The following is a 20,892-nucleotide window of genomic DNA, read 5'->3' on the forward strand; positions in this document are numbered from 1 at the left end:
CGTGCTTATCGATCAATTGAGTGGGCTGAACCAGGCTCATAACGCAGGCAGAGCCGTTCGACACTAGCCGCGACGAGTTGTTCCTGCTGCTCCTGTGTTGCGCCATTGGCGACGATCTTAACACCCACCGATTTCGGTACGTCCCGGCGAAACTGTAAAGCCGATTCCAGCGAGAAAGGCGGGTTGAGGGCACCAGTTGCGTTTTTGAGGAAGTCGGCTCCGGTATCGGCAGCCAGTTTAATCATCTTCTTTGTTTGCTCTGGATCGAGCAGCGACGTTTCCAGGATGACTGTAAACAACTTTTCCTGCGCGTGGATAAGACTAACGAGCTTGGCAAGTTCGATTTTTAGCCAGACGGAGGCAGGGGAAAAGAGCGCGGACGTATTCAAAACCACTTCAATGTCGCTGGCACCGTCTTTCAGAGCCCACTCGACTTCGGTTTGTTTGGCTTCGGTACGTTGATACCCAAACGGATAACCAACGACCGTCGACAAAGTTACTGGGTGGTTATCACCGAGTTCACGCCGAAATTTCTTCACCCAGAACGGAGCTACCGTTAGCCCGGCCATGCCTAGTTGCGTCACTTCATCGAGCGCATCGTATTGCTCGTTGAGCGTTACGTTCGGATAGAGTAGTGTCCGTTCGATATAGGGGAACAAGTGATTCATTGTATAATGAGTGAATTAGTGGATGAGCGATTGATGAAGAGAATTGTTTATTTAACTGATAATCGACGGGTGTGGCTCCAGTGCTGCGCTTGGATGATCTGGTTATTTGATTTTTATTACGTTAGGAGGGATACGTTCACCAAAACCCAGCTACCATTTCTCTGGTCCGATGTATCAAAACTAGTATACTGCCATAGGTAGTCACTTTTTTGCTTGAAAATCAAGGCGTGTATGGTATTCGAATTTGTAACCAATCCAGGTTTTAACTTTTTAACCAGCTTCGGCGAAAAATACGGCATTCCGGTTCACGGCGATACCTTACACCTGCCTCCCGCGATGGGTAAGGGATACGTCCGGAAAATTGATCTGAACCCTGAGTTCAAATTACTTATTCATCACTATACACTGCATGAGGAGTTTGTGATTAAACGTCAGCCTGCCGAACAATCCAGCGAATTAGTCAGCATCATCTTTCACAGTAATGAAGAACCCGCTTCGCTGACCACATCGGGCGAGGAACAACAGATTCGACTCGCCAGGACCTCCCAGTTCGCCATCCAGATTGCTTCCTACGATCTGGAATCCGTCATTCGTTTTCCGGCACATACGGCCATTAGTTTTGTGGTCATTGGCGTTACGGCATCCCGGCTGAAGAGCTTACTCGCCATACAGAACCCTAACCCCGTTATCCAGACAATTCTGAGTGGGTCGCCGGGCTTTCTGTACTACGAAAGTATGGGTCCCGACGTACAGAAAACGCTCAGGCAACTCACCGAAGCCCGCCAAGACGGCGAGTTGAGTGGCCTGTATTACAGCATTAAAGTACAGGAGCTAATGCTTCTCGTTTTTCAACAGCTACTTAAGCGCGACGCGGTTCGCCATAGCCCGGTTTATAAGGATGACATCGACAAACTGTTCATCGTCCGAACCGCCGTGTTGGCGGATTTGAGTCAGCCACCCCACCTGGCTCATCTGGCTAAACTGGTCGGCATGAGTGAAACTAAATTGAAAGACCTTTTCCGGCAGGTGTTTGGCGACAGCATCTATAACTATTACCAAAAGGCCCGAATGGAAGAAGCCGCCTTCCTGTTGAAGCTGGGGGGCTACTCCGTTACGGATGTAGGCACGCAGCTCGGCTTTACGAACCTGAGCCATTTCAGTCGGCTTTTTGAAAAACACTACAGCCTTACGCCCAAGAGATACGCTTCCGGCGGATAGGACTATTTATGCGTCTTTTCGAGTTATTTTAGGCGCAGATTATGGCGAACCTTTGTGGTATACTAATAACCACAAATCATGAATAAGATTCTGACGCCGTTTTCCAAGCGCGGGCTAAGCCTGAAAAACCATTTGGTGATGGCACCCATGACGCGCAGTCGGGCCATCAATAATCTGCCCAATGCGTTAATGGCTACGTACTATGGGCAGCGTACGGGAGCTGGCCTGATCATCACCGAAGGTACCGCCCCTACGCCCGAGGCCCTGGGTTACCCACGCATCCCCGGTATTTTTTCTTCAGAACAGGTCGAGGGTTGGCAAAGCGTTACGTCGACGGTTCACGCCGATGGGAGTAAGATTTTTGTGCAGTTGATGCACACCGGCCGCATCGGTCATGAGCATAACCTACCTAACGGAGTTAATTTGGTAGGCGCTTCTGCTATAAAAGCCGCCGGGCAAATCTTTACCGACACAGCGGGTCCTCAGGATCACTCGCAGCCGAAGGCCTTAACGACCGATGGAATTGCGGAGGTAATCCAGGGGCATGTTATCGCGGCACGAAACGCGCTCAAGGCTGGCTTTGATGGGGTTGAACTCCACGGCGCGAATGGCTACCTGCTCGAACAGTTCCTGAATCCGGGGGTCAACAACCGAACGGATGCGTACGGAGGCAGCGTCCAGAACCGGGCCCGGCTGATTATCGAACTGGCTAAAGCCATCGCCGATGCGATTGGGGCCCAAAAGGTAGGTATTCGATTTTCACCCTATTCAACGCTCGGCGACTTGCCCTCCTATGCCGACGATGAGGTTAATGAAACCTACCGATATCTGGCTCAGGAACTCGATAAGGTCGGTATTGCCTACGTTCATATCGCAGTCAACGCGCCTATTCCGCAACGAACGTTCGATGCCATCCGCACCTCTTTTGCCGGTACCATCATCCTGTGCAACGGCCTAACGCCCGAAACCGCCGAAGCGGCCTTGCACGACGGTTTCGCCGACCTGGTTGCTTTTGGACGGTCTTTTTTAGCCAACCCGGATCTGGCCGAGCGCATTGCCCAAAGGGCTGAGCTAAACCAGCCGGACTACACTACGCTCTACACGCCTGGCGAAGAGGGCTATACCGATTATCCTACACTTATTGAATCAACCATTAAATCAAATTGACATGAAAGCAACTGTTTTGACCAACTATGGTCCCGCTGAAAACTTACGGTTTCAGGAGATGACCACGCCGACGCCCGCGGCAAACGAGGTACTGATTCACGTTCAGTCTTCCGGCGTGAATAAGCTGGATATACTAAAAGCATCCGGAGCGATGCAGGCGGTTTTCCCACTGCCACTTCCGTGGATTCCGGGCATCGATTTTGCCGGCGTCATCGAAGCCGTCGGCGCGCAGGTACAAGGCTTCAGCGTGGGCGATGAAGTATACGGAGCCAGCCTGTTTGGGGGTGCCCATGCCGAATACATAGCTATAGACCCGCAGTTTATTGCTTTGAAACCCCGCTCGTTACCTTTTGTCGAAGCGGCTTCTGTACCTGTAGCCGCCGAAACGGCCTGGCAGGTGGTCTTTCAGGATGCTCAACTGAAAAGCGGCCAGACTATGCTGATTCATGGTGGGGCCGGTGCAGTGGGTTCCTACGCGGTCCAGTTCGCTCATCAGGCGGGCGCGAAGGTAATCGTAACGGCAGCCGCCGACGCGGAAGAGTACGTAAAATCGTTAGGCGCTGACGTGTTTATTGATTACAAAACCGAGTCATTCGAATCGATTGCCGGTCAGGTTGATGCGATTATTGATTTAGTTGGGGGCGAGGTGCAACAGCGTTCGTACGGGCTCGTTAAAGCGGGTGGACATCTGGTCTCGACTACCCAGCCGGTTTCGGCCGACCTGGCCGCCCAACTGAACATTCACGCTACGTTCGCGCAGTTGCAGCCTTCTCAGCAGGGACTGACTCGGATAGCCGCGCTGATTGACGAAGGAAAACTGACGATTAACCTCGGTGAGGTATTTGCTTTAGCCAGAACGGCCGATGCCTGGAATGCTTTACTAGGAAATCCTGCTACGCCAATCCATAAAAAGTACGGACGAATTGTGTTGAATCATGCTTAACTTCAGGAACAAGTAAGATGGAAGACAACAAGTTAATTACGGTTGCCGCTGACCAGGGGACGTATGTATCGGTGGTAGGTGATACCTATCGACTCGTTATCACGGGCGAACAAACCAAGGGCGCTTACGCAGTTATTGATATGCTTGTACCGCCTGGTGGTGGGCCGGGGCCTCATGCCCATCCTCACTTTCAGGAGTCATTTTACGTCCTCAATGGTGAAATTGAAGTCAAAACCGAATCGGAGACCTACATCGCCCGCAAAGGCTCTTTCCTGAATATTCCAATAGGGGGCGTCGTGCACAGTTTTAAGAATAAATCGGACCAGATCGCCCACTTGTGGTGTACGGTAGTACCGGCTGGTTTAGACGATTTTTTCAAAGAAATTGGTCAGCCTGTCGCTGCCGGTGCGTTCTTGCCTCCTCCGGCAATGGGACATGATGAGATAGAGCGGCTACAGGCCATTGCCCAGAAGTACGGTCAGCAAGTATTCCCACCGGATTACTTAGGCTAGCCCGGTAAATCAAAGCCCAGATAAAACAAATGCGTCAATGAGCAATTTGCAGTTGCTCATTGACGCATTTGTGCATTCACACTTTATCTTCAGTTAAAGTACTTCAGCTTCACCACCTCTTTAGGATCGAGGAAGCGCCACTTGCCGCGGGGTAGGTCTTTTTTGGTAAGACCCGCGTACGTAGTGCGGTCGAGTTTGGTAACCTCATACCCCAGATGCTCAAAAATACGGCGGACAATGCGATTGCGACCCGAGTGAATCTCAATGCCAATAACGTGCGCATCGGGCGTAACGATGCTTAGCGCATCGGGTTTGATCAGGCCATCTTCGAGCTCAACACCGCGCTTAATCGCTTCGAAGTGCTCGTCGGTGATGGGCTTGTCGATCTCGACCTGATAGATTTTGCGGACGTTATGCGACGGGTGGGTTAGCTTATCAGCCAGTTCTCCGTCGTTAGTCAGCAGTAGCAGCCCCGTTGTGTTCCGGTCCAGGCGGCCTACCGGATACATCCGGAAGTTACCCGCATCGGCTACCAACTCCATCACGGTTTTCCGTTCTTCGGGATCATCCGTAGTGGTGATGTAATCCTTCGGTTTATTCAGCAGGACGTACACGAACCGTTCGGGATTCAGTGTTTTCGTGCCATACTTAACCGTATCGCCTTCTTTTACTTTGTAGCCCATTTCGGTCACGACTTTGCCGTTAACGGAAATGTCACCTCTGGCAATGAGTTCATCGGCTTCCCGGCGTGAACAAACACCTGAGTTGGCGATATAGCGGTTCAGACGCGTCAGGCCATCATCGGCAGCTTTACGTTTAGGCTGATCGCCTTCCTGGCGCTCCCGTCTTTGCATGGGGGCATTATGCCGCTTCTCTTCCAGATCGTAGTTGGGCGCTTTGGTATAGAAACCCGTGCGCCGTTCCCCCGATTCCTTCCGCTGTTCGGGGGAGAATCTCTTGGGCTCATTACGTGAGTTGCGACGGTCATCGCCACCGAATCGGTTGCGCTCGTCAGCGTCGCGCTGAAAACCACCTACCCGTTTGAATGCTGGCTTATCCTGCCGGTCGTTTCGGTCGCGTGACCCGGCAGGCCGGTTTGGACGATCGTTATCCCGGTTAAAACGAGGTCTTTCTGAATTGGAATTGTCGGAACGAGGTTCGCGGTTGAAACGGGTAGCCCCCGCATCCCGGCGATCGCCATCGCGCTCGAATCGGGGCCGGTCGTTACGTTCAAATTGGGGTTTATCATCTCTCCGATCACGATCGTCCCGATTGAAACGAGGTCGGGCTTCATCGTCGCGGTCCCGGCGGTTTGTAAAACGCTGGTCGCCCGGCCGGTTATCCTGGTTGGGACGGTCGTTGCCGCGGTCGAAACGAGGTTTGTCTGAATTGAAATTATCGGAGCGGGGTTCGCGGTTAAAACGAGGACGGTCCCCATCAGGTCGATTTCTATCGAAAGAAGGACGACGATCACCGGAACGGTTCTCATCGCGGCCGCGGTCGAAACTAGGGCGCGAAGGACGCCGGTCTGTCCGGTCGTTGTCGTCCCGGTTAAAGCGCGGACGAGTTCTATCGCCTGCATCGCCACCACGGCTGTTATCCCGGTCGAATCGGGGACGGCGGTCATCGGCACCACCTGAGCGATTGTCGGTCGGCCGATTCCGGTTAAAGTCTGGGCGAGGACCATCATTCCGGCGATCGATGGGCCGGTTGGGGCGGTCGTTGTCCCGGTTATAGCGGGGCGCTGAAGCATCCCGGCGGTCAGTGTTGCTGCTCCGGTTAAAACGTGGGCCGTCATTCCGGCGCTCTCCGCGGTTGCGGTCGTCATCCCGACGACCCGATGAACGACGATCACCGTCCCGGCTGTCGTTCGAGTCAAAATCCTGATTCATGGAATAATCCAGTAAATTGCCTTGTTTTATTTCTATGAAGTGCTGATTATCAGCGCGTGGGCTGAAATGTAGTTCAAAAGGGACGCAAAGTTACGGCTTTTCGCCGGAACCCTACTATGCCCAACATGTCTCCAACGCTTTTTCGGATAAAAACAATCCGCAGACCACAGAAGTCGTTACTAACTCGTGAGTTTCTGTGTCCGCGCCCCCTGTTAACCCGCTAAAATCTGGTTGGTGTACCAGTAGCAAGTGCCGACCTGAGACTCAAACCTACAACCAACTGGATCATGTCTCGCCCAACCCTGACGCCTTTATACACTCCCGACCGACGCGCCATCGAGCAGTCGATGATGAAACAGTACATCAACTGGTTATTTATTAAGAAAGGCTTGTATTTCCGGGATTACGACGACCTCTGGGATTGGTCGGTGACGGATCTTGAAGACTTTTGGGAGAGTATCTGGCAGTTCTTTGGCGTTCAGAGCCATACACCGTACCACCAGGTTTTTTTTAAACCGAATCCCCGGGAGATGATCGGTACCGAATGGTTCACCGGCGCGACGCTCAACTATGCCGAACACATTTTTCGGCATAAATCGACATCCCGCCGAACGGATGGAGGACGTACCGACGGGGCACCGGCTCTCTTATTCGCATCGGAGCGGCAACGGCTGAAAGCGATCAGCTGGGACGAACTGGAAGATCAGGTTGCGGCTGTGGCCGCGTACCTGCGTTTGCAGGGCGTTGGAGTCGGCGATCGGGTCGTATCCGTGTTGCCGAACATTCCGGAGGCCGTTATTGCATTTTTGGCGACTAACGCTATCGGGGCCGTCTGGTCGAGTTGTTCACCTGATTTTGGTACAGCCAGTGTACTTGACCGGTTTCAGCAAATCGAACCCAAAGTGCTCATTGCGGCCGACGGGTACACCTATAACGGTAAGGCCATTGACAAAACCGAAGCTACCCGTGAGTTAAGAATCAATCTGCCCACACTTCAGCGCGTGGTGTGGGTGCCGTACCTGAACCCCGATAGTCGACTCGAACGGGCCACGCTCTGGCAGGATGTACTGAACACGCCCGCGCCCGATGGACTGACGTTTGAACCCGTGCCGTTCAGCCACCCGATCTGGATTTTGTATTCGTCGGGTACAACCGGTAAACCCAAAGCCATTACGCATAGCGTTGGGGGTTGCCTGCTCGAACACCTGAAGGCGCTGGCACTGCATCAGGACGTCCGCGTGGGTGACCGCTATTTCTGGTATTCGACCACGGGCTGGATGATGTGGAATTACGCGCTTGGCTCGATGCTGGTTGGCGCTACGTTGGTGCTCTACGACGGCGCTGCGGGCTATCCGGATCTGAATGTGCTCTGGAACCTGGCCGACGAAGCCCGAATCAATCATTTCGGGGGCGGAGCGGCTTATCTGCTGGCCTGTCACCGGGCGGGAATAAAACCTTCTCAAACAAACCGGCTAACGTACCTGCGCACGATCGGTTCTACGGGTTCGCCCCTGCCGCCCGAAGGGTTCAGTTGGGTCTACGAGTCAGTTAAGCCGAACGTGTGGTTGATTTCGTTAAGTGGCGGTACCGACGTATGCAGCGGCTTCGTGGGCGGCAATCCGCTGCTGCCGGTCTATGAAGGCGAAATTCAGAGCCGGTTGCTGGGGTGTAAAGTCGAAGCATTTGACGAACATGCTAAGCCGGTTCGGGGTGCCCTGGGCGAAATGGTTATCCTGGAACCCATGCCGTCTATGCCGATTTACTTCTGGAACGACCAGAATAACGAACGGTACCGAAAAAGCTACTTTGAGGAGTACCCCGGAATCTGGCGGCACGGTGACTACATCCGCATTACCGAACGGAACGGCGTGATTATCTACGGACGCTCCGATGCTACGTTGAATCGGGATGGCGTTCGGATCGGGACAAGCGAGATTTATAGCGCCGTGGAGCAGTTGCCCGAAATTGCGGATAGCCTGGTGGTAGGGTTGGAGCGACCCGGCGGTCGCTATTTTATGCCTTTATTTGTGGTTTTGCGGGACGGCTTTACGTTAAACAACGACCTCATCACGCGCATCAAGCAAACGTTACGTAGTCAGTTCAGTCCGCGCCATGTTCCCGACGCAATTTATCCGGTTAGCGACATCCCGTATACCATCAGCGGCAAGAAACTCGAAACGCCGGTCAAGAAGATTTTAGCCGGTGTAGATGCTTCTCTCGTCACCAGCAAAGATACCCTCCGTAACCCGGCGGCTTTAGACCAGTTTACCGAGTTTTCGATGGAGCAATAAGGTCTGCCGCAAACATGAAATGGGCTGAAATGCAGGCTGATTACCCGCTTTTTATATATTCCTTAAATTTTTATACCGTACAAGACCTTCTGGCAAACATTTCGCTATCTTCTGCTCGTTTAGGGGGTAGATATTATCTGATGTAAGGAGGGCTAGAACAGAATGGAAGCAGGACAACACGTCAACGATGAATCGGCCGGGCAGAAAGGCACCGGGCGCCCGGGCGCTAACAGTCAGATTCAAAACGATAAAGCAACGGTTCGATTACCTATGCTGCTGGGAATCACCTTAGCCGGTGGTATGCTAGTAGGCGCCACATTTTTTGGGGGCGCTAAAAGCATTAATAACATTGGGCGTGGCTATGCCAAATACCGCGAAATTCTGCAACTGATTGAAAACAACTACGTTGATACGGTCAATACGGATGAATTAGTGGATTTCTCGATCGAGAAAATGCTGCATAAGCTCGATCCGCATACCGCCTATATGAACCCGCAGGACGCGGTAGCCGCGCGGTCGCAGCTGGAAGGTGGATTCGATGGCATTGGGGTCGAATTCAATATCTATAAAGATACCGTTTACGTGGTGACGCCCCTGGCGGGTGGGCCGTCGGAGGCTGCCGGTATTCAGAGCGGGGATAAGATCATTAAAGTGAACGATACGCCCCTGGCCGGTGGAAAAATAGAGAATAGCGCGGTGTTCAAAGCCCTCCGGGGCAAACGCGGTACGGAGGTGAAAATGACCATTCTGCGCAAAGGCGACAAAGAGCCCAAAGTCTTTACCGTGACCCGCGAACGGATTCCGACTTACTCGGTTGATGCGGCTTATATGGTCGACGGAAAAACGGGATACATCAAAGTAAATCGCTTCTCGGAAACGACCTATGATGAGTTCAAGTCGGCGCTGAACACCCTAAAGGCGCAGGGCATGACCCAACTGATGCTCGATTTGCGAAATAATCCGGGAGGCTACATGGACCGTGCGACGAGTATAGCCGACGAGTTCATCTCGGGCAATAAGCTGCTGGTCTATACCAATGGCAAAGACAGTCGCTACGATCGCCAGACGCACGCGCGGGTGACGGGTCAGTTTGAAGAAGGGCCACTGGTGGTGCTGATTGATGAGGGAAGTGCTTCGGCTTCGGAGATTGTAGCGGGTGCTTTGCAGGACCACGACCGGGCGTTGATCGCGGGTCGGCGGTCGTTCGGGAAAGGGCTGGTGCAGATGCCGGTTCAACTCTCCGACGGTTCGGAGTTACGCCTGACCATTTCCCGGTATTACACGCCGAGCGGACGTAGCATTCAGAAGCCCTACATACCCGGTCAGGAAGGGGACTACGAAAAAGACCTTGAACTACGCTCGAAGCGGGGTGAGTACTACATCGCGGACTCTATCAAAAACGATCCGAAATTGAAATTTAAGACCGACGGTGGCCGGGTTGTTTACGGTGGGGGCGGCATTACGCCAGACTATTTTATCCCACGCGATTCGAGCTGGCAAACACCGTATCTGTTGCAACTGTACGGCAAGAACATCATCCGCGAATTTGCGATGGAGTACGCGAACGACAACCGGAAGAAGCTCGACAAACTTTCATTCGATGAGTTCAACCAGGCCGTAAACATCAACGATGAGCTGCTGGCCCGGCTGGTGAAAGACGCTACGGCCGAAGGCATCAAATACAATGAAAAGGAATTCCAGCGCTCGAAGAATTACATCCGTACGCAGGTAAAAGCTCTTGTGGCTCGGTACGTATATCAGAAGAACAACAAAGCCGGACAGAACAATGAGTATTTCAAAATTGCCGGTGAGGTCGATGATACGTATCAGAAAGCCCTGAAACTCTTCGACCGGGCTAACAAGCTTGAACACGGTACGTTTACGTACAATCAGCCCGAGCGGAAATAGAGCTGAGAGAATCGGAAAATCGAAGTGCGTGCAGAAGGTAGAACCAATCTATCTTCTGCACGCACTTCGATTTTTAGGCGTTTAGTTGAGCGTTTGTTTCTTGCTGAACTGATACACCAGCCCAAGAAACGATTGCAGGTTACCCGTCTTGAAGTCTTTGCGGGCGTATGGGGCAAGCTCAAACGCAACCCGCAGGTTCGGTACAAACGGAATAGGCTTAATCCGTACGCCAACATGCAGCGAATAGCCTTCCAGTACGTCCCGATCGTCGATGCTGTTCAGAAAATTGAACCGAACGCCCAGGCCCGTGTAGTAGTTGACCTGTTCTTTACGGACAACGTTCACCATCGGGCAAAAGGTGGTGCTGAGCGAGCCGAACACCGTATTCGTTTGAACACGGGCGTCGAGCCAGAGGGCGCGGTCAGCATTTGAACTGACGGAAATAAGGTTGTTGAACGGATAGTAGGCCACCGACGCCTGACCAAAGGCGGATGCGGCAAGGCTAACCAATAGCGCAGTTAATACGTGTTTCATGGCCGCAAAGCAACGACTTTCCGGCTACAAACAAAGCCAAAGGCTGAGCCGCTCAGTCAAAATCTGAGCAAAGAGCTATCAGTAATACATTGGCTCGCCTTAAAAGAACGGAATAAGACGCGTAACGTAGTGCGTTCGTGCATGAAGCACGAACTACCCATTGCTTAACGGCCTAGCCAGTCTTTAAACTCCGACAACCGGCTCATACTAACAAACACCTCGTGGCGAGACGCGGGCGACAGATCAAGTTTGAATTTTCCGGCTGAATAGGCATGAACCGTCTGGAGGGCAGTGCGCGCGACGATAAACTGGCGATTCACCCGAAAAAAATGGCTTGGGTTCAGCAAATCCGATAACTGGTCGAGGCTGTATTCGAGCGGTAGCAATTGACCGGCTTTGGTCAGCATGAACGTAGCTTTCTCCTCCGAAAAGAAGTACGCAATGTCGGTTACCTCCACGCTATGTATTTTGGTGCCGAGGCTAACCATAAACCGCTCTTTGAAGCCACTCGAAGGGGATTTCTGGATATACTGGAGCAGCGTAGTCAGGTCTGGATGCGCCGGTTGGCTACGTAGCGTTTTGAACTTCTCAAGAGCCGCGACCAGCTCGTCGTAGTCAACCGGTTTGAGCAGATAATCGATGCTGTTCACCTTAAACGCTTTCAGGACGTACTCATCGTAGGCAGTCGTGAAAATAACCGGCAGGTTGATCGTTAGTTGGTCAAAAATGCGGAAAGCAAGCCCGTCTTCGAGGTGAATATCCATAAATGCCAGATCGGGCATCGGGTGGTGGGTAAACCACTCCACGGCTTCGTTTACCGAGGGGAGCTGGGTCAGAATATGGATCGTTGGGTCATATTTCTTCAGCAGTCGCTCCAGTTGGCGGGCGTTGCGATCTTCATCTTCAACAATGACGACGTTCATCATAAAAGAGGGATTTTGACAAAAAACGATTGGTCCTGCTGGCCGTACGTTACGGGCCGGGAAGTAAGCAGGACGTAACGGTTGACAATATTTCGTAACCCTACACCCGTAGACGTTTCGGGTTGATCGCGCAGTAACAGCGGGTTTTCCACCACAAGTACGTCTGCCTGACAGTAGATCCGAATGTGAAGAGGAGCTTTTACCGACATTCGGTTGTGTTTGATCGCATTCTCGACCAGCAGTTGAAGCGCTAAAGGCGCGATTCGGTACTGCTCCTGCTGGGTCTGATCGAGTTCGATTGAGACGTTGAATTTACGCTCAAACCGGATTTCCAGCAAAAACGTGTAGGCCTGAATGAACTCCACTTCCGTTTTAAGGGAAACGAGTTCCTGATCCCGCTGCTCAAGAATGTAGCGATACACCTTGGAAAGCTGTTTTATGTATTTCTCGGACAAATCCGCGTCCTCATGCACCATCGACATCAATATGCTCAAACTATTGAAGAGGAAGTGCGGGCTGAGTTGGTGTTTCAGCGCTTCGACCTGACTTAAAGCCGCTTCTTTTTCCGACTGCTCGGCCCGAAGCTTCACCTCTTTCAGTTGCTGGTAGGAGCGGGATATAATGGTCAGGTAAAAGGCAGATAACATCACGACGAGGTTAAACACCTTGTTCACCCGCTGCAAATAAGCGAAAACGTCTGGGCTAAACGGAGGGGGATGGGGCTGTGTCTGTTGCTGTGGCTCAATCACGAAGGAAAAAATCGCAAAAATGATCCATTGAAAAACCTGAGCGTAGAGCAGCGCCAGCCCGAGCGAAATAAGCATGCTCAACACGAGCGCCCCCCAGTTGAAGTCCAGTAGGAAATCGTCGCCAAAGAGTCGAAACAGCTGGAGTTGCAGCCAGTCTGTGATAATAATCCAGACGAAATACAGGCCCAGGGCAACCAGAACAATAATGCTGATAAACGGCAGAATCTCCACCAGCTTAGCCGGGTTGCGAACCGACTGAGGCAGGTTGATATAAAGCAGTAAGGGTGAATACAGCACGAGTAACCGAATGGCCAGTTGCCATTTTTGTCGGTACGTAAGCGTTGCGACCATGCTACGTTGTCAAAGGCAAAGCAACCCGGCGGCTACTACTGCTGAGCGTGAAAAAAGAGTCGAACCGTTCAGTTGGTTTAGTAAGGAAGCTGGTTTTTGTTCGTGTCAGGATTGGCTAGCTAGTTTGCTTTCCGTATGGTTTGGCCAATACGTATTGGCCAAACCAGTAGCCTTCTCAGGCATTAAGATTCCTGAACGACGAAACTTTCGTGAGGGGCATCCTGCACAACAAACGTTCTAACGAAGGTTTCTTTGTCGGTTTTCAGCGTCAGCCGATACGTACCGGCGGCTAGATTCGAGAAATCGAATTGGCGACTCAATCCGTTTTGAAGGGCTACAGTTGCATCGTAGACCGGCTGACCTTCGGCATTCAGGATGGCAAGCTGACCTCTGGTTTGATTCGGTTGAACGTACAGCTTGATTTTATGTTCGGGCGTCATCACCAGATGGGCCTGAGCGGTTGACGGTTGTGGGGTTAGTTCCGCAGCGAAGGATGCCGTACTGGCTACCAGGCCTAACATCAGCATTAAGACTTTTTTCATGGCTTTTTGGAGTAAGTAGTTGTTTATCTCGTTCGACCGGTAGACCTTATCGGCGGCCGGTGAAACAAAATTGCCATAAGATTACCAGGTCAGAAACAAAAAGGCGATGAGTGTTCGAATCCGGCCGATGAGCGTGAGGTTTTGGGAGCTGAGTGATGCTCGTTGTTTACGGAATTTCTTCCGATGTAACTGGCTATGATAGACTTATCTCCATAAGCTGAACTAGAACGTAACAACCTGTCGAATGGCTTCACCGTTCGCGAGTCGGTCGAAGCCGGTGTTAATCTGGTCAAGCGGCAGTGTGTGGGTCAGCAACGTATCGACCGGCAGACGGCCGGATTGGTATAGCGCGATGTATGCCGGAATGTCGCGGGCAGGAATACAGCTTCCCAGATAAGACCCCTGTAGCGTCCGTTCTTCGGCCACCAGCTTCAGTGGAGACAGCTCCAGGCGTTTGCTGGGGTGGGGCAGACCGGCGGTTATCGTTTTGCCGCCCCGAGCCGTTGCATTAAAGGTAAATTCTAAAGCAGCTACCACGCCGGCAAATTCAAGACCGACATCGACACCGCCCCTTGTGCAGTCTGTTACCTGTTCAAGAGCGGTTGGGTCCGACGGGTCAATGGCGACATGCGCACCGAGCGCCAGCGCCTGCCGACGCTTCTCGGGGTTGATGTCGGCAACGAGAATCTGACTGGCTCCGCTGGCAATAGCGCCCAGTAAAGCCGCGAAACCTACACCACCCAGCCCCGTAATCAATACGGTTTGCCCGAGCATTAGTTTCGCGGTGTTGACAACTGCGCCTACGCCCGTAATAACAGCGCAGCCAAACAAAGCTGCAATCGTAAATGGTAGGTTCTTGTCTATTTTTACCAGCGAGTGACGGGAAGCTACCGCATACTCGGCAAAGCCCGATACACCCAGGTGGTGAAATACGACCTGATGCCGATTGCCGTGCAGGCGTATACCACCGCTCAGCAACGTACCCTGCGTATTGGCCGAAGCACCCGGCTCACACAGCGCGGGTCGACCCGTTGTGCAGGGCAGGCAATGACCGCAGGTCGGCACAAACGAAAAAACGACGTGGTCGCCAACGGCCAGATCAGGCACGCCAGGACCACATTCAACCACTTCGCCAGCGGCTTCATGGCCTAGAGCCATCGGTAGCGGCCGTGGTCGAGTTCCGTCAATGACCGACAGGTCGGAATGGCAGAGGCCGGCCGCGTGAATCTTTACCAATACCTCCCCAGGCTGAGGTCCTTGTAAATTGAGTTCCTCAATGCGCAGGGGTTGGCTTATGGCGTAGGGGCGCTCAAGACCCATCTGGTGTAAAACAGCCGCTTTGATGTGCATACGAATCGCGTTTAGTACCCGCCCAAGTGAAGGCTATTCTACATAAAGGGTCTGTAGTACTGTTCTTAACGTATCAGGGAGCGGAACCGGCCGTTGTGTCTGGCGATCGACGTAAACGTGCACAAAGTGTCCCTGCGCTGAAGCTAAATTGGCCTCGTTTCTGAAAATGCCGACCTCGTAGCGAACGCTGGACCTGCCCAACTTACTGATCGATAGGCCAGCCGTGACTTCGTCAGGAAAAGCAATCGACGAAAAATAGGTGCATTGCGTTTCGACCACCAGGCCAATAATCTCACTTGCCCGGATGTCTAGTGCGTTGTTGGCGATCAGAAATTGGTTGACGACCGTATCGAACCAGCTGTAATAGACAACGTTATTAACATGACCATACGCATCGTTATCCATCCAGCGCGTAGTGATGGTTTGAAAATACTGAAAATCGCTCCTTTGTTTGGCGGTTGCTCGCATGGTTTCTCGTCTGGATTGCTTTGGTAGTCTAAGCAGAAGTATGCCTGCAAAATACAGGAATCAGAACAATGGAGTGCTTAAAGGCCTATAAACACGCGGGCGGTTCAGAACTGAGTCCGAACCGCCAGCGCGTGTGGTACGGTGTTGTAAAAGGCTATTTATCAATCATAATGTTTGCTGCGCCGTTGGCCTCGAACGTATTGATTGTCGCTGCATCGGCGTTCAGCACGCAGTTGTAGCCGACGTAAATACCGTGACCGGTGCTGCCGCTAATTTTCGTGTTTTTGATCGACATAGCGGCTTTGGCTCCATACACCGCAATGTTTGTTTTCTTACCCGATACAATTGCGTTGCTGCCGGCATTGCTGATTTCGGCGTATTCGATAACGTTCTGCGGGCTGGTTGAGTAACAGATCAGCCCTCTCCAGTAGCCGGGTGTGCGGCTTGCTCCCGTGATGGTAATTTTCTCCGTTGCGGTGCCTTTAGCCGACATGTAGCCCTCGCCGTTAATCCGGATAGCTGCGTCGCGTCCTACTTCAATCGTAACGCCGGGATTTAACTTCCAGCCCGTATTCACGGTGAGGTCGCCATTCAGCCGGTACGGTGTTTTGTCGGTAAAACCAGGCCACACCGTTTCGTTTTCTTGCCCATCTTTAATAGCTGATGCGCTTACTTCCACAACATTACGTCCATTGCCACCCGTGAATACGGATGCGGCATCGAGTTTAATTACGTTCACCGCATCGAGTAAGATACCGGCTTCGGTGTTGTTCTTGAACGAGTTGGTGCTAAACTCCCGCAGAATCGACCCTTCATTGACAAAAAGGCCGTAGCCGTCGTTATCCGCGAACAGGCTGTTTTTCAGCGCGATCTGAGCTTTGCCGTTGCCGAAAAGCGCCATACCCGCTTTAACGCTACTGAGCAAAACCCGGCTGCCCGCGTGGTGCACTTCAATATTCTCAAATACGTTTGCGTTGCTGCCTGAATACACCATAATACCGACCCAGAATCCTTTGGTTTTCTGAACACCTACGAACTTGATTTTCTTATCGGCTTCGCCTTTTGCTACGATGAGCCCTTCGCTGTTGACGTCCAGACGGGCGTCCCGCTCGAAGGCGATTACTACGCCAGGGTTGATGGTCAGTTCCGACGTAACGGCTATGCTCTTGGTGATGATGTAGTCAGGCAGTTCGGGATTGAGGACGCGGTCCGTTAAAACCGTTTTAACCGTAATGTTCTGGGTGATGGCCAGCGGCTCGGCAACGGTTGCGGTTACCAGGACTTTGTCGGTACTACGGGCCGTACCGTTTGAAACGGTTAGTTCCAGTTCGTATTCGCCAACTTCGTCAGGAGTGAACGTAGGCTTAGGCGTTGTCGGGCCACCCAGTGTTACGTTGCTTATGGCAGGTTTACGGATGAGGTTCCACTGGAATGTAAGCGGTTTGCCCTGGTTGTCGGCTGATGCGCTTCCGTCGAGCGTAACGGGCTGGCCAACCTGAACGTTCTGATCGACACCGGCCGCTGCGAGCAGGGTGCTGTCGGGCACTATTTCGGTTTCTTTTTTACAGCCCGTTACCAGAATAGTCGTGGCAAAAAGTAAGGTAAAGAATCGGCTGAGCATCCGAGCCGGTTTAAACGTATTCGTGTTGGAGAGGAAGGAAACAGAGGGTTTCATTAGTATTATTTTGCGTTGTGTTTTGGTTTTATTGACCCAAAATTGAGAGAGCGAACTTCCTTACCCCATCTGATTAGGGGCGAACAGGAATAAATGATCGATTAACCGTCACAATGGATCAACAAAGCGAGATGTCTGCTGGAAGGCAGACTGCGTGGAAGACGATGATTCGTGCGCTTTGTTTTGCTTCGACCACCTGATTTCTTTGTACCTTTACGCCCGTTTGCGGCAGGTAGCCTGTAGCTGCACTTAATCCGACTACCTGATAACAGGCCGCTCATCAACTGTCTAGTTCAACTATGTCTTGGTTCGTTAGAAAAGATAAGGGCATTCAAACCCCAACCGAAATGAAGCTGGAGGCTCCTGACGGTCTGTGGTACCAGTGTCCAAACTGTAAAAAGGTGATGCACACGCGGGAACATAAGCTCAATGCCTACACCTGCGTGCATTGCAACTACCACGAAAAGATTGGCTCAGACGCCTATTTCTCGATTCTTTTCGACGATAACGAGTTTACCGAGCTTGATCAAACCATGAGCTCGGCCGATCCGCTCGGCTTCGTCGATACAAAGCCTTACCCTAGCCGGGTGAAGGCAACCATCGAAAAGACGGGCCTACGCGATGCCGTTCGGACCGCCTATGGTACCATGAATGGTGTGGACGTAACCATCGCCGTCATGGACTTTAATTTTATCGGCGGCTCAATGGGATCGGTTGTGGGTGAGAAGATTGCCCGGGCCATTGACCACGCCATGAAAACCCGAACGCCATTTCTGATGATCTCCCGCTCGGGTGGTGCGCGGATGATGGAAGCGGGATTTTCGCTCATGCAGATGGCAAAAACCTCAGCAAAACTGGCCTTGTTATCACAGGCGAAGCTGCCTTATATCTCGCTGCTGACTGACCCGACAACCGGGGGCGTAACGGCTTCGTACGCCATGCTGGGTGATTTTAACATCGCCGAGCCCGAAGCGCTTATTGGCTTTGCCGGGCCGCGGGTCATTCGCGAAACGATCGGTAAAGACCTACCCAAAGGGTTCCAGAGCGCGGAATTTGTGCTGGAACATGGCTTCCTCGATTTCATTGTCGATCGGAAAGACCTGAAAGACAAGCTGGCGAGCCTGTTCCGGATGTTGCAGTAACGAGGGATCAGGAGCGAGGAGATAGGAATGAGCCCTATTTATGTGTCTATTTCTTTCAATAAGCGGAGCCTTCTCACTCCCATCTCTTCGCTCCTGATTCCCCCAAAGCCATGCGTCTCGTCTCCCATCCGGTTCTGTGCAACTACTACGTTACGTACCGCTGCAACGCGGCCTGTGGTTTTTGCGACATCTGGGAGCGCCCCTCGCCCTACGTTACGCTCGACAGTGCCCGCCAGAATCTGCGTGATCTCAAAAAGCTGGGCGTTCGGGTCGTGGATTTTACGGGGGGAGAGCCCTTGCTGCACCGACAGTTGCCCGAACTGCTCACCGAAGCCAAAGAGCTCGGCCTGATTACGACCGTTACGACCAATGCGCTGCTGTATCCCAAACAGGCGGAACGCCTTCGGGGGCTGGTCGATATGCTTCACTTCTCCCTCGATTCGCCGGTGGCCGACGAGCACGACCGATCGAGAGGAGTCCGGTGTTTCGACAAGGTTATGGAATCCATCGCTATCGCCAGGCAGTTAGGCGAACGGCCCGACATCTTATTCACCGTTTTTGAGCATAATGTGCACCAGATTCGGCAGATGCACGAAGAAATCTGTTTGCCCAACGATCTGGTCCTGATCCTGAATCCGGTCTTTGAGTATAACGCGGTGCAAACCGGCGAACGCTTCTCGGAAACGGCCCTGCAGCAAATGTCGTGGTGGGGACGGCAGAAAAACGTGTACCTCAACGACGCCTTCATTCAGCTCCGGCGGGATGGGGGCAATCATGTTGACGATCCCATCTGCCGGGCGGCCAGCACCACGATTGTCATTTCGCCAGAGAACATGATCGTACTTCCCTGCTACCACCTGGGCCTCAAAGACTTTCCCATTAACGATAATCTGTTTGACCTGTATCGCTCCGAGGAAGTTCAGAAGCTAGTAGCGCTGGAAGGTCGCTTACCCGCCTGCGAAGGTTGCGCGATCAATTGTTACATGCAGCCGTCGTTTGCGGTAGAGATGAACAAATACTGGTGGAAAGCCCTACCCAGTACGTTGAAATACAACTGGGTGAAGGGAACCTGGAAGCAGCTCTTGTAACTACCGCTTAACCACTTTTCGGACCAGCGACCGTCCGCCTACTTCAGTACGTACTACGTACTGACCCGGTGCCAAACTACCCATGCTAATCACCTGCTCGTGCTGACGGGATGCTTTTGTGAACGCAAGCTCATGTAGTAGCCGACCTGTAGCATCTATCAACTGAAGGGTTGCCGGTGAAGCCTTAGCGGTTTGTACAACCACCTGCAAACGGTCGTCGACCGGATTCGGAAAAACGGTAAGCGTTACGTCATCAGTGGCATATTCAGGAATGGCCGTCACAACGGCTTCGACCGCAGCCGGTTCATACCCCGGAATAACGGCCGGTGTGCCCGGCTGATCAACGACTAGTACGCTAATCTCTTCGACGGTCTGGCTAATAAGCGTACCCCGTCTGAACTCACTCACGGTTACGGCAATGCTGTAGGCGCCTTCTTCAGTGGGGGCATTCCAGACCAGACTGCCCGTGCGGCCGTTCAGTTTAAACGTACCCCGGCGCGTTACGTCATTGGGGAAGCTATACGAGTCAACCGGCTCGCGAAGGCATTGATCCGACGAGTGGCTGGTCGAAGGCGTGGCTAAAGCGTATACCAGGCTATCACCTTCGGCGTCCGTGGCCGAAAACGCAATGGTTGCGGGCTGATTGACACTCAGTCTGAATCCGTTCTGAGGAAAGGCTAAGGTTGGGGTAGTATTTGGCGTTTGCGTATTCGTGGAAATAGACGTAGTGAGGAGCAGCGGCAATTGATCGGCGCGGGTTATGTTTCTGGCGGTGGAGCGGTTTTGTATGGATGTAGACAACACGTAGTTCCCCGGACCGGCGTAGGTATGGACAATCTGGTATGTATTCACACTAAGCGTATTATCGCTTGTTCGTACGCGTGCTACTCGGGTAACGTTCGAGCTGGTTCCATCGCCGAAGCAAACACTGATCAACTGCGCCTGGTCGGCGGCTGCCAGTCCCGACACTTCATCGAGGTAGACCGTTACGGTTACTTCATAGCTGGTTGTTGAGCCAGAAATGGCTTTGGCCTGAATGTAGCCGCCCCGCAAATGCGTAGCGAGTGCTGTCTGAACGCTCAACAGCGTCAGGCATAGGAGCGTAAATGATTTCATAATGGCGTTACCGGAAGAGAAGCTGAACTTTACCGGATAACTGAAAATGGCTACATACCCATATACCGATTTCAGAACATTTCGTAAGCGGTCGTAATTACAAAAGGTAGGGCACTGGCCATCTGGCAAAATTTCCTTGTACCTATACTACCTCATTGTTGACAGTGCACATCTACAGGCAATTTTTTGCCGACTAATAGAGATAGCCGTCGTTGGAATGCTCCAGGCTATATCTCACATAGTCAAGCGTGTGTCTCATGTCATGTCCTAGAATAGGTTTACAGCCCGCAACTGAGCTGTAACATGAACAAACGACAAAGAGCCGTACGAGAATACTTACTGGGTGGGTGCACCT

Annotated in this window: 18 protein-coding genes; 8 read left to right on the forward strand and 10 right to left on the reverse strand. The window is 52.4% G+C overall.

Annotated features, from left to right (window positions below; translation table 11 throughout):
• Positions 1 to 5 precede the first annotated feature (5 nt).
• The gene (locus tag ACYVIY_RS21690) at positions 6 to 668 is read right to left on the reverse strand and encodes a deoxyribose-phosphate aldolase (RefSeq protein WP_460978492.1); all 663 of its coding nucleotides are present in this window, start codon (positions 666 to 668) and stop codon (positions 6 to 8) included.
• Positions 669 to 899: 231 nt separating this feature from the next.
• On the opposite strand from ACYVIY_RS21690, the gene ACYVIY_RS21695 reads away from it, so the two are divergent.
• The 4 genes from ACYVIY_RS21695 to ACYVIY_RS21710 all read left to right on the forward strand — a co-directional run bounded on the left by ACYVIY_RS21695 (position 900) and on the right by ACYVIY_RS21710 (position 4,508).
• Positions 900 to 1,886 (forward strand): helix-turn-helix transcriptional regulator, encoded by a 987-nt coding sequence (locus ACYVIY_RS21695; protein WP_460978493.1) that lies wholly within the window; start codon positions 900 to 902, stop codon positions 1,884 to 1,886.
• Between the two features lie 78 nt (positions 1,887 to 1,964).
• The gene (locus ACYVIY_RS21700; protein WP_460978494.1) at positions 1,965 to 3,053 is read left to right on the forward strand and encodes an alkene reductase; all 1,089 of its coding nucleotides are present in this window, start codon (positions 1,965 to 1,967) and stop codon (positions 3,051 to 3,053) included.
• Between the two features lies 1 nt (position 3,054).
• Complete coding sequence (locus ACYVIY_RS21705) at positions 3,055 to 3,996, forward strand: NADP-dependent oxidoreductase (RefSeq protein ID WP_460978495.1); 942 nt, start codon at positions 3,055 to 3,057, stop codon at positions 3,994 to 3,996.
• Positions 3,997 to 4,013: 17 nt separating this feature from the next.
• Positions 4,014 to 4,508, forward strand: coding sequence for a cupin domain-containing protein (locus ACYVIY_RS21710; protein ID WP_460978496.1), 495 nt, complete (start codon positions 4,014 to 4,016; stop codon positions 4,506 to 4,508).
• Between the two features lie 89 nt (positions 4,509 to 4,597).
• Here the strand turns inward: ACYVIY_RS21710 and ACYVIY_RS21715 are convergent, their stop codons facing one another.
• Positions 4,598 to 6,400: a pseudouridine synthase gene (locus tag ACYVIY_RS21715; RefSeq protein ID WP_460978497.1), complete on the reverse strand. Its 1,803-nt coding sequence runs from the start codon at positions 6,398 to 6,400 to the stop codon at positions 4,598 to 4,600.
• Positions 6,401 to 6,687: 287 nt separating this feature from the next.
• On the opposite strand from ACYVIY_RS21715, the gene ACYVIY_RS21720 reads away from it, so the two are divergent.
• Together ACYVIY_RS21720 and ACYVIY_RS21725 are read left to right on the forward strand one after the other, a co-directional pair.
• Positions 6,688 to 8,691, forward strand: a complete 2,004-nt coding sequence (locus ACYVIY_RS21720) for an acetoacetate--CoA ligase (RefSeq protein ID WP_460978498.1) — start codon at positions 6,688 to 6,690, stop codon at positions 8,689 to 8,691.
• Between the two features lie 270 nt (positions 8,692 to 8,961).
• The gene (locus ACYVIY_RS21725) at positions 8,962 to 10,599 is read left to right on the forward strand and encodes a S41 family peptidase (RefSeq protein ID WP_460978512.1); all 1,638 of its coding nucleotides are present in this window, start codon (positions 8,962 to 8,964) and stop codon (positions 10,597 to 10,599) included.
• 81 nt (positions 10,600 to 10,680) lie between these two features.
• On the opposite strand, the gene ACYVIY_RS21730 is transcribed toward ACYVIY_RS21725, so the two are convergent.
• The 7 genes from ACYVIY_RS21730 to ACYVIY_RS21760 form a co-directional block, all read right to left on the reverse strand.
• Positions 10,681 to 11,133: a hypothetical protein gene (locus ACYVIY_RS21730; protein WP_460978499.1), complete on the reverse strand. Its 453-nt coding sequence runs from the start codon at positions 11,131 to 11,133 to the stop codon at positions 10,681 to 10,683.
• Positions 11,134 to 11,297: 164 nt separating this feature from the next.
• Positions 11,298 to 12,056, reverse strand: a complete 759-nt coding sequence (locus tag ACYVIY_RS21735) for a LytR/AlgR family response regulator transcription factor (protein WP_460978513.1) — start codon at positions 12,054 to 12,056, stop codon at positions 11,298 to 11,300.
• Positions 12,056 to 13,156: a sensor histidine kinase gene (locus ACYVIY_RS21740; RefSeq protein WP_460978500.1), complete on the reverse strand. Its 1,101-nt coding sequence runs from the start codon at positions 13,154 to 13,156 to the stop codon at positions 12,056 to 12,058. The genes ACYVIY_RS21735 and ACYVIY_RS21740 overlap by 1 nt, the downstream gene beginning before the upstream one ends.
• Before the next feature lie 182 nt (positions 13,157 to 13,338).
• A complete protein-coding gene (locus ACYVIY_RS21745) occupies positions 13,339 to 13,698 on the reverse strand; it encodes a T9SS type A sorting domain-containing protein (RefSeq protein ID WP_460978501.1) in 360 nt (119 codons plus the stop codon).
• Positions 13,699 to 13,920: 222 nt separating this feature from the next.
• A complete protein-coding gene (locus tag ACYVIY_RS21750) occupies positions 13,921 to 15,048 on the reverse strand; it encodes a zinc-dependent alcohol dehydrogenase family protein (RefSeq protein ID WP_460978502.1) in 1,128 nt (375 codons plus the stop codon).
• A 33-nt stretch (positions 15,049 to 15,081) separates the two neighbouring features.
• Positions 15,082 to 15,516, reverse strand: a complete 435-nt coding sequence (locus ACYVIY_RS21755; RefSeq protein ID WP_460978503.1) for an acyl-CoA thioesterase — start codon at positions 15,514 to 15,516, stop codon at positions 15,082 to 15,084.
• Between the two features lie 154 nt (positions 15,517 to 15,670).
• Entirely contained in the window at positions 15,671 to 17,191 is a 1,521-nt protein-coding gene (locus ACYVIY_RS21760; protein ID WP_460978504.1) for a PKD domain-containing protein, read from the reverse strand.
• Between the two features lie 299 nt (positions 17,192 to 17,490).
• Here ACYVIY_RS21760 and accD point away from each other — a divergent pair, with 299 nt between their 5' ends.
• Both accD and ACYVIY_RS21770 read left to right on the forward strand, forming a co-directional pair.
• Positions 17,491 to 18,333 (forward strand): acetyl-CoA carboxylase, carboxyltransferase subunit beta, encoded by an 843-nt coding sequence (gene accD, locus ACYVIY_RS21765; protein ID WP_460978505.1) that lies wholly within the window; start codon positions 17,491 to 17,493, stop codon positions 18,331 to 18,333.
• 110 nt (positions 18,334 to 18,443) lie between these two features.
• On the forward strand, positions 18,444 to 19,421 hold the full coding sequence (locus ACYVIY_RS21770; protein ID WP_460978506.1) for a radical SAM protein: 978 nt from the start codon (positions 18,444 to 18,446) through the stop codon (positions 19,419 to 19,421).
• Here ACYVIY_RS21770 and ACYVIY_RS21775 read toward each other — a convergent pair whose 3' ends face one another.
• Positions 19,422 to 20,537 (reverse strand): T9SS type A sorting domain-containing protein, encoded by a 1,116-nt coding sequence (locus ACYVIY_RS21775; RefSeq protein ID WP_460978507.1) that lies wholly within the window; start codon positions 20,535 to 20,537, stop codon positions 19,422 to 19,424. It abuts the gene before it with no gap.
• Between the last annotated feature and the right edge of the window lie 355 nt (positions 20,538 to 20,892).

The sequence above is a fragment of the Spirosoma knui genome, assembly GCF_054780635.1.

What these genes read in the sequence shown, in the direction of transcription:
- ACYVIY_RS21690 (WP_460978492.1), bottom strand. Translation starts at nt 668, where the DNA reads ATGAATCACTTGTTCCCCTATATCGAACGGACACTACTCTATCCGAAC.
- ACYVIY_RS21695 (WP_460978493.1), top strand. Translation starts at nt 900, where the DNA reads ATGGTATTCGAATTTGTAACCAATCCAGGTTTTAACTTTTTAACCAGC.
- ACYVIY_RS21700 (WP_460978494.1), top strand. Translation starts at nt 1,965, where the DNA reads ATGAATAAGATTCTGACGCCGTTTTCCAAGCGCGGGCTAAGCCTGAAA.
- ACYVIY_RS21705 (WP_460978495.1), top strand. Translation starts at nt 3,055, where the DNA reads ATGAAAGCAACTGTTTTGACCAACTATGGTCCCGCTGAAAACTTACGG.
- ACYVIY_RS21710 (WP_460978496.1), top strand. Translation starts at nt 4,014, where the DNA reads ATGGAAGACAACAAGTTAATTACGGTTGCCGCTGACCAGGGGACGTAT.
- ACYVIY_RS21715 (WP_460978497.1), bottom strand. Translation starts at nt 6,400, where the DNA reads ATGAATCAGGATTTTGACTCGAACGACAGCCGGGACGGTGATCGTCGT.
- ACYVIY_RS21720 (WP_460978498.1), top strand. Translation starts at nt 6,688, where the DNA reads ATGTCTCGCCCAACCCTGACGCCTTTATACACTCCCGACCGACGCGCC.
- ACYVIY_RS21725 (WP_460978512.1), top strand. Translation starts at nt 8,962, where the DNA reads ATGCTGCTGGGAATCACCTTAGCCGGTGGTATGCTAGTAGGCGCCACA.
- ACYVIY_RS21730 (WP_460978499.1), bottom strand. Translation starts at nt 11,133, where the DNA reads ATGAAACACGTATTAACTGCGCTATTGGTTAGCCTTGCCGCATCCGCC.
- ACYVIY_RS21735 (WP_460978513.1), bottom strand. Translation starts at nt 12,056, where the DNA reads ATGAACGTCGTCATTGTTGAAGATGAAGATCGCAACGCCCGCCAACTG.
- ACYVIY_RS21740 (WP_460978500.1), bottom strand. Translation starts at nt 13,156, where the DNA reads ATGGTCGCAACGCTTACGTACCGACAAAAATGGCAACTGGCCATTCGG.
- ACYVIY_RS21745 (WP_460978501.1), bottom strand. Translation starts at nt 13,698, where the DNA reads ATGAAAAAAGTCTTAATGCTGATGTTAGGCCTGGTAGCCAGTACGGCA.
- ACYVIY_RS21750 (WP_460978502.1), bottom strand. Translation starts at nt 15,048, where the DNA reads ATGCACATCAAAGCGGCTGTTTTACACCAGATGGGTCTTGAGCGCCCC.
- ACYVIY_RS21755 (WP_460978503.1), bottom strand. Translation starts at nt 15,516, where the DNA reads ATGCGAGCAACCGCCAAACAAAGGAGCGATTTTCAGTATTTTCAAACC.
- ACYVIY_RS21760 (WP_460978504.1), bottom strand. Translation starts at nt 17,191, where the DNA reads ATGAAACCCTCTGTTTCCTTCCTCTCCAACACGAATACGTTTAAACCG.
- accD (WP_460978505.1), top strand. Translation starts at nt 17,491, where the DNA reads ATGTCTTGGTTCGTTAGAAAAGATAAGGGCATTCAAACCCCAACCGAA.
- ACYVIY_RS21770 (WP_460978506.1), top strand. Translation starts at nt 18,444, where the DNA reads ATGCGTCTCGTCTCCCATCCGGTTCTGTGCAACTACTACGTTACGTAC.
- ACYVIY_RS21775 (WP_460978507.1), bottom strand. Translation starts at nt 20,537, where the DNA reads ATGAAATCATTTACGCTCCTATGCCTGACGCTGTTGAGCGTTCAGACA.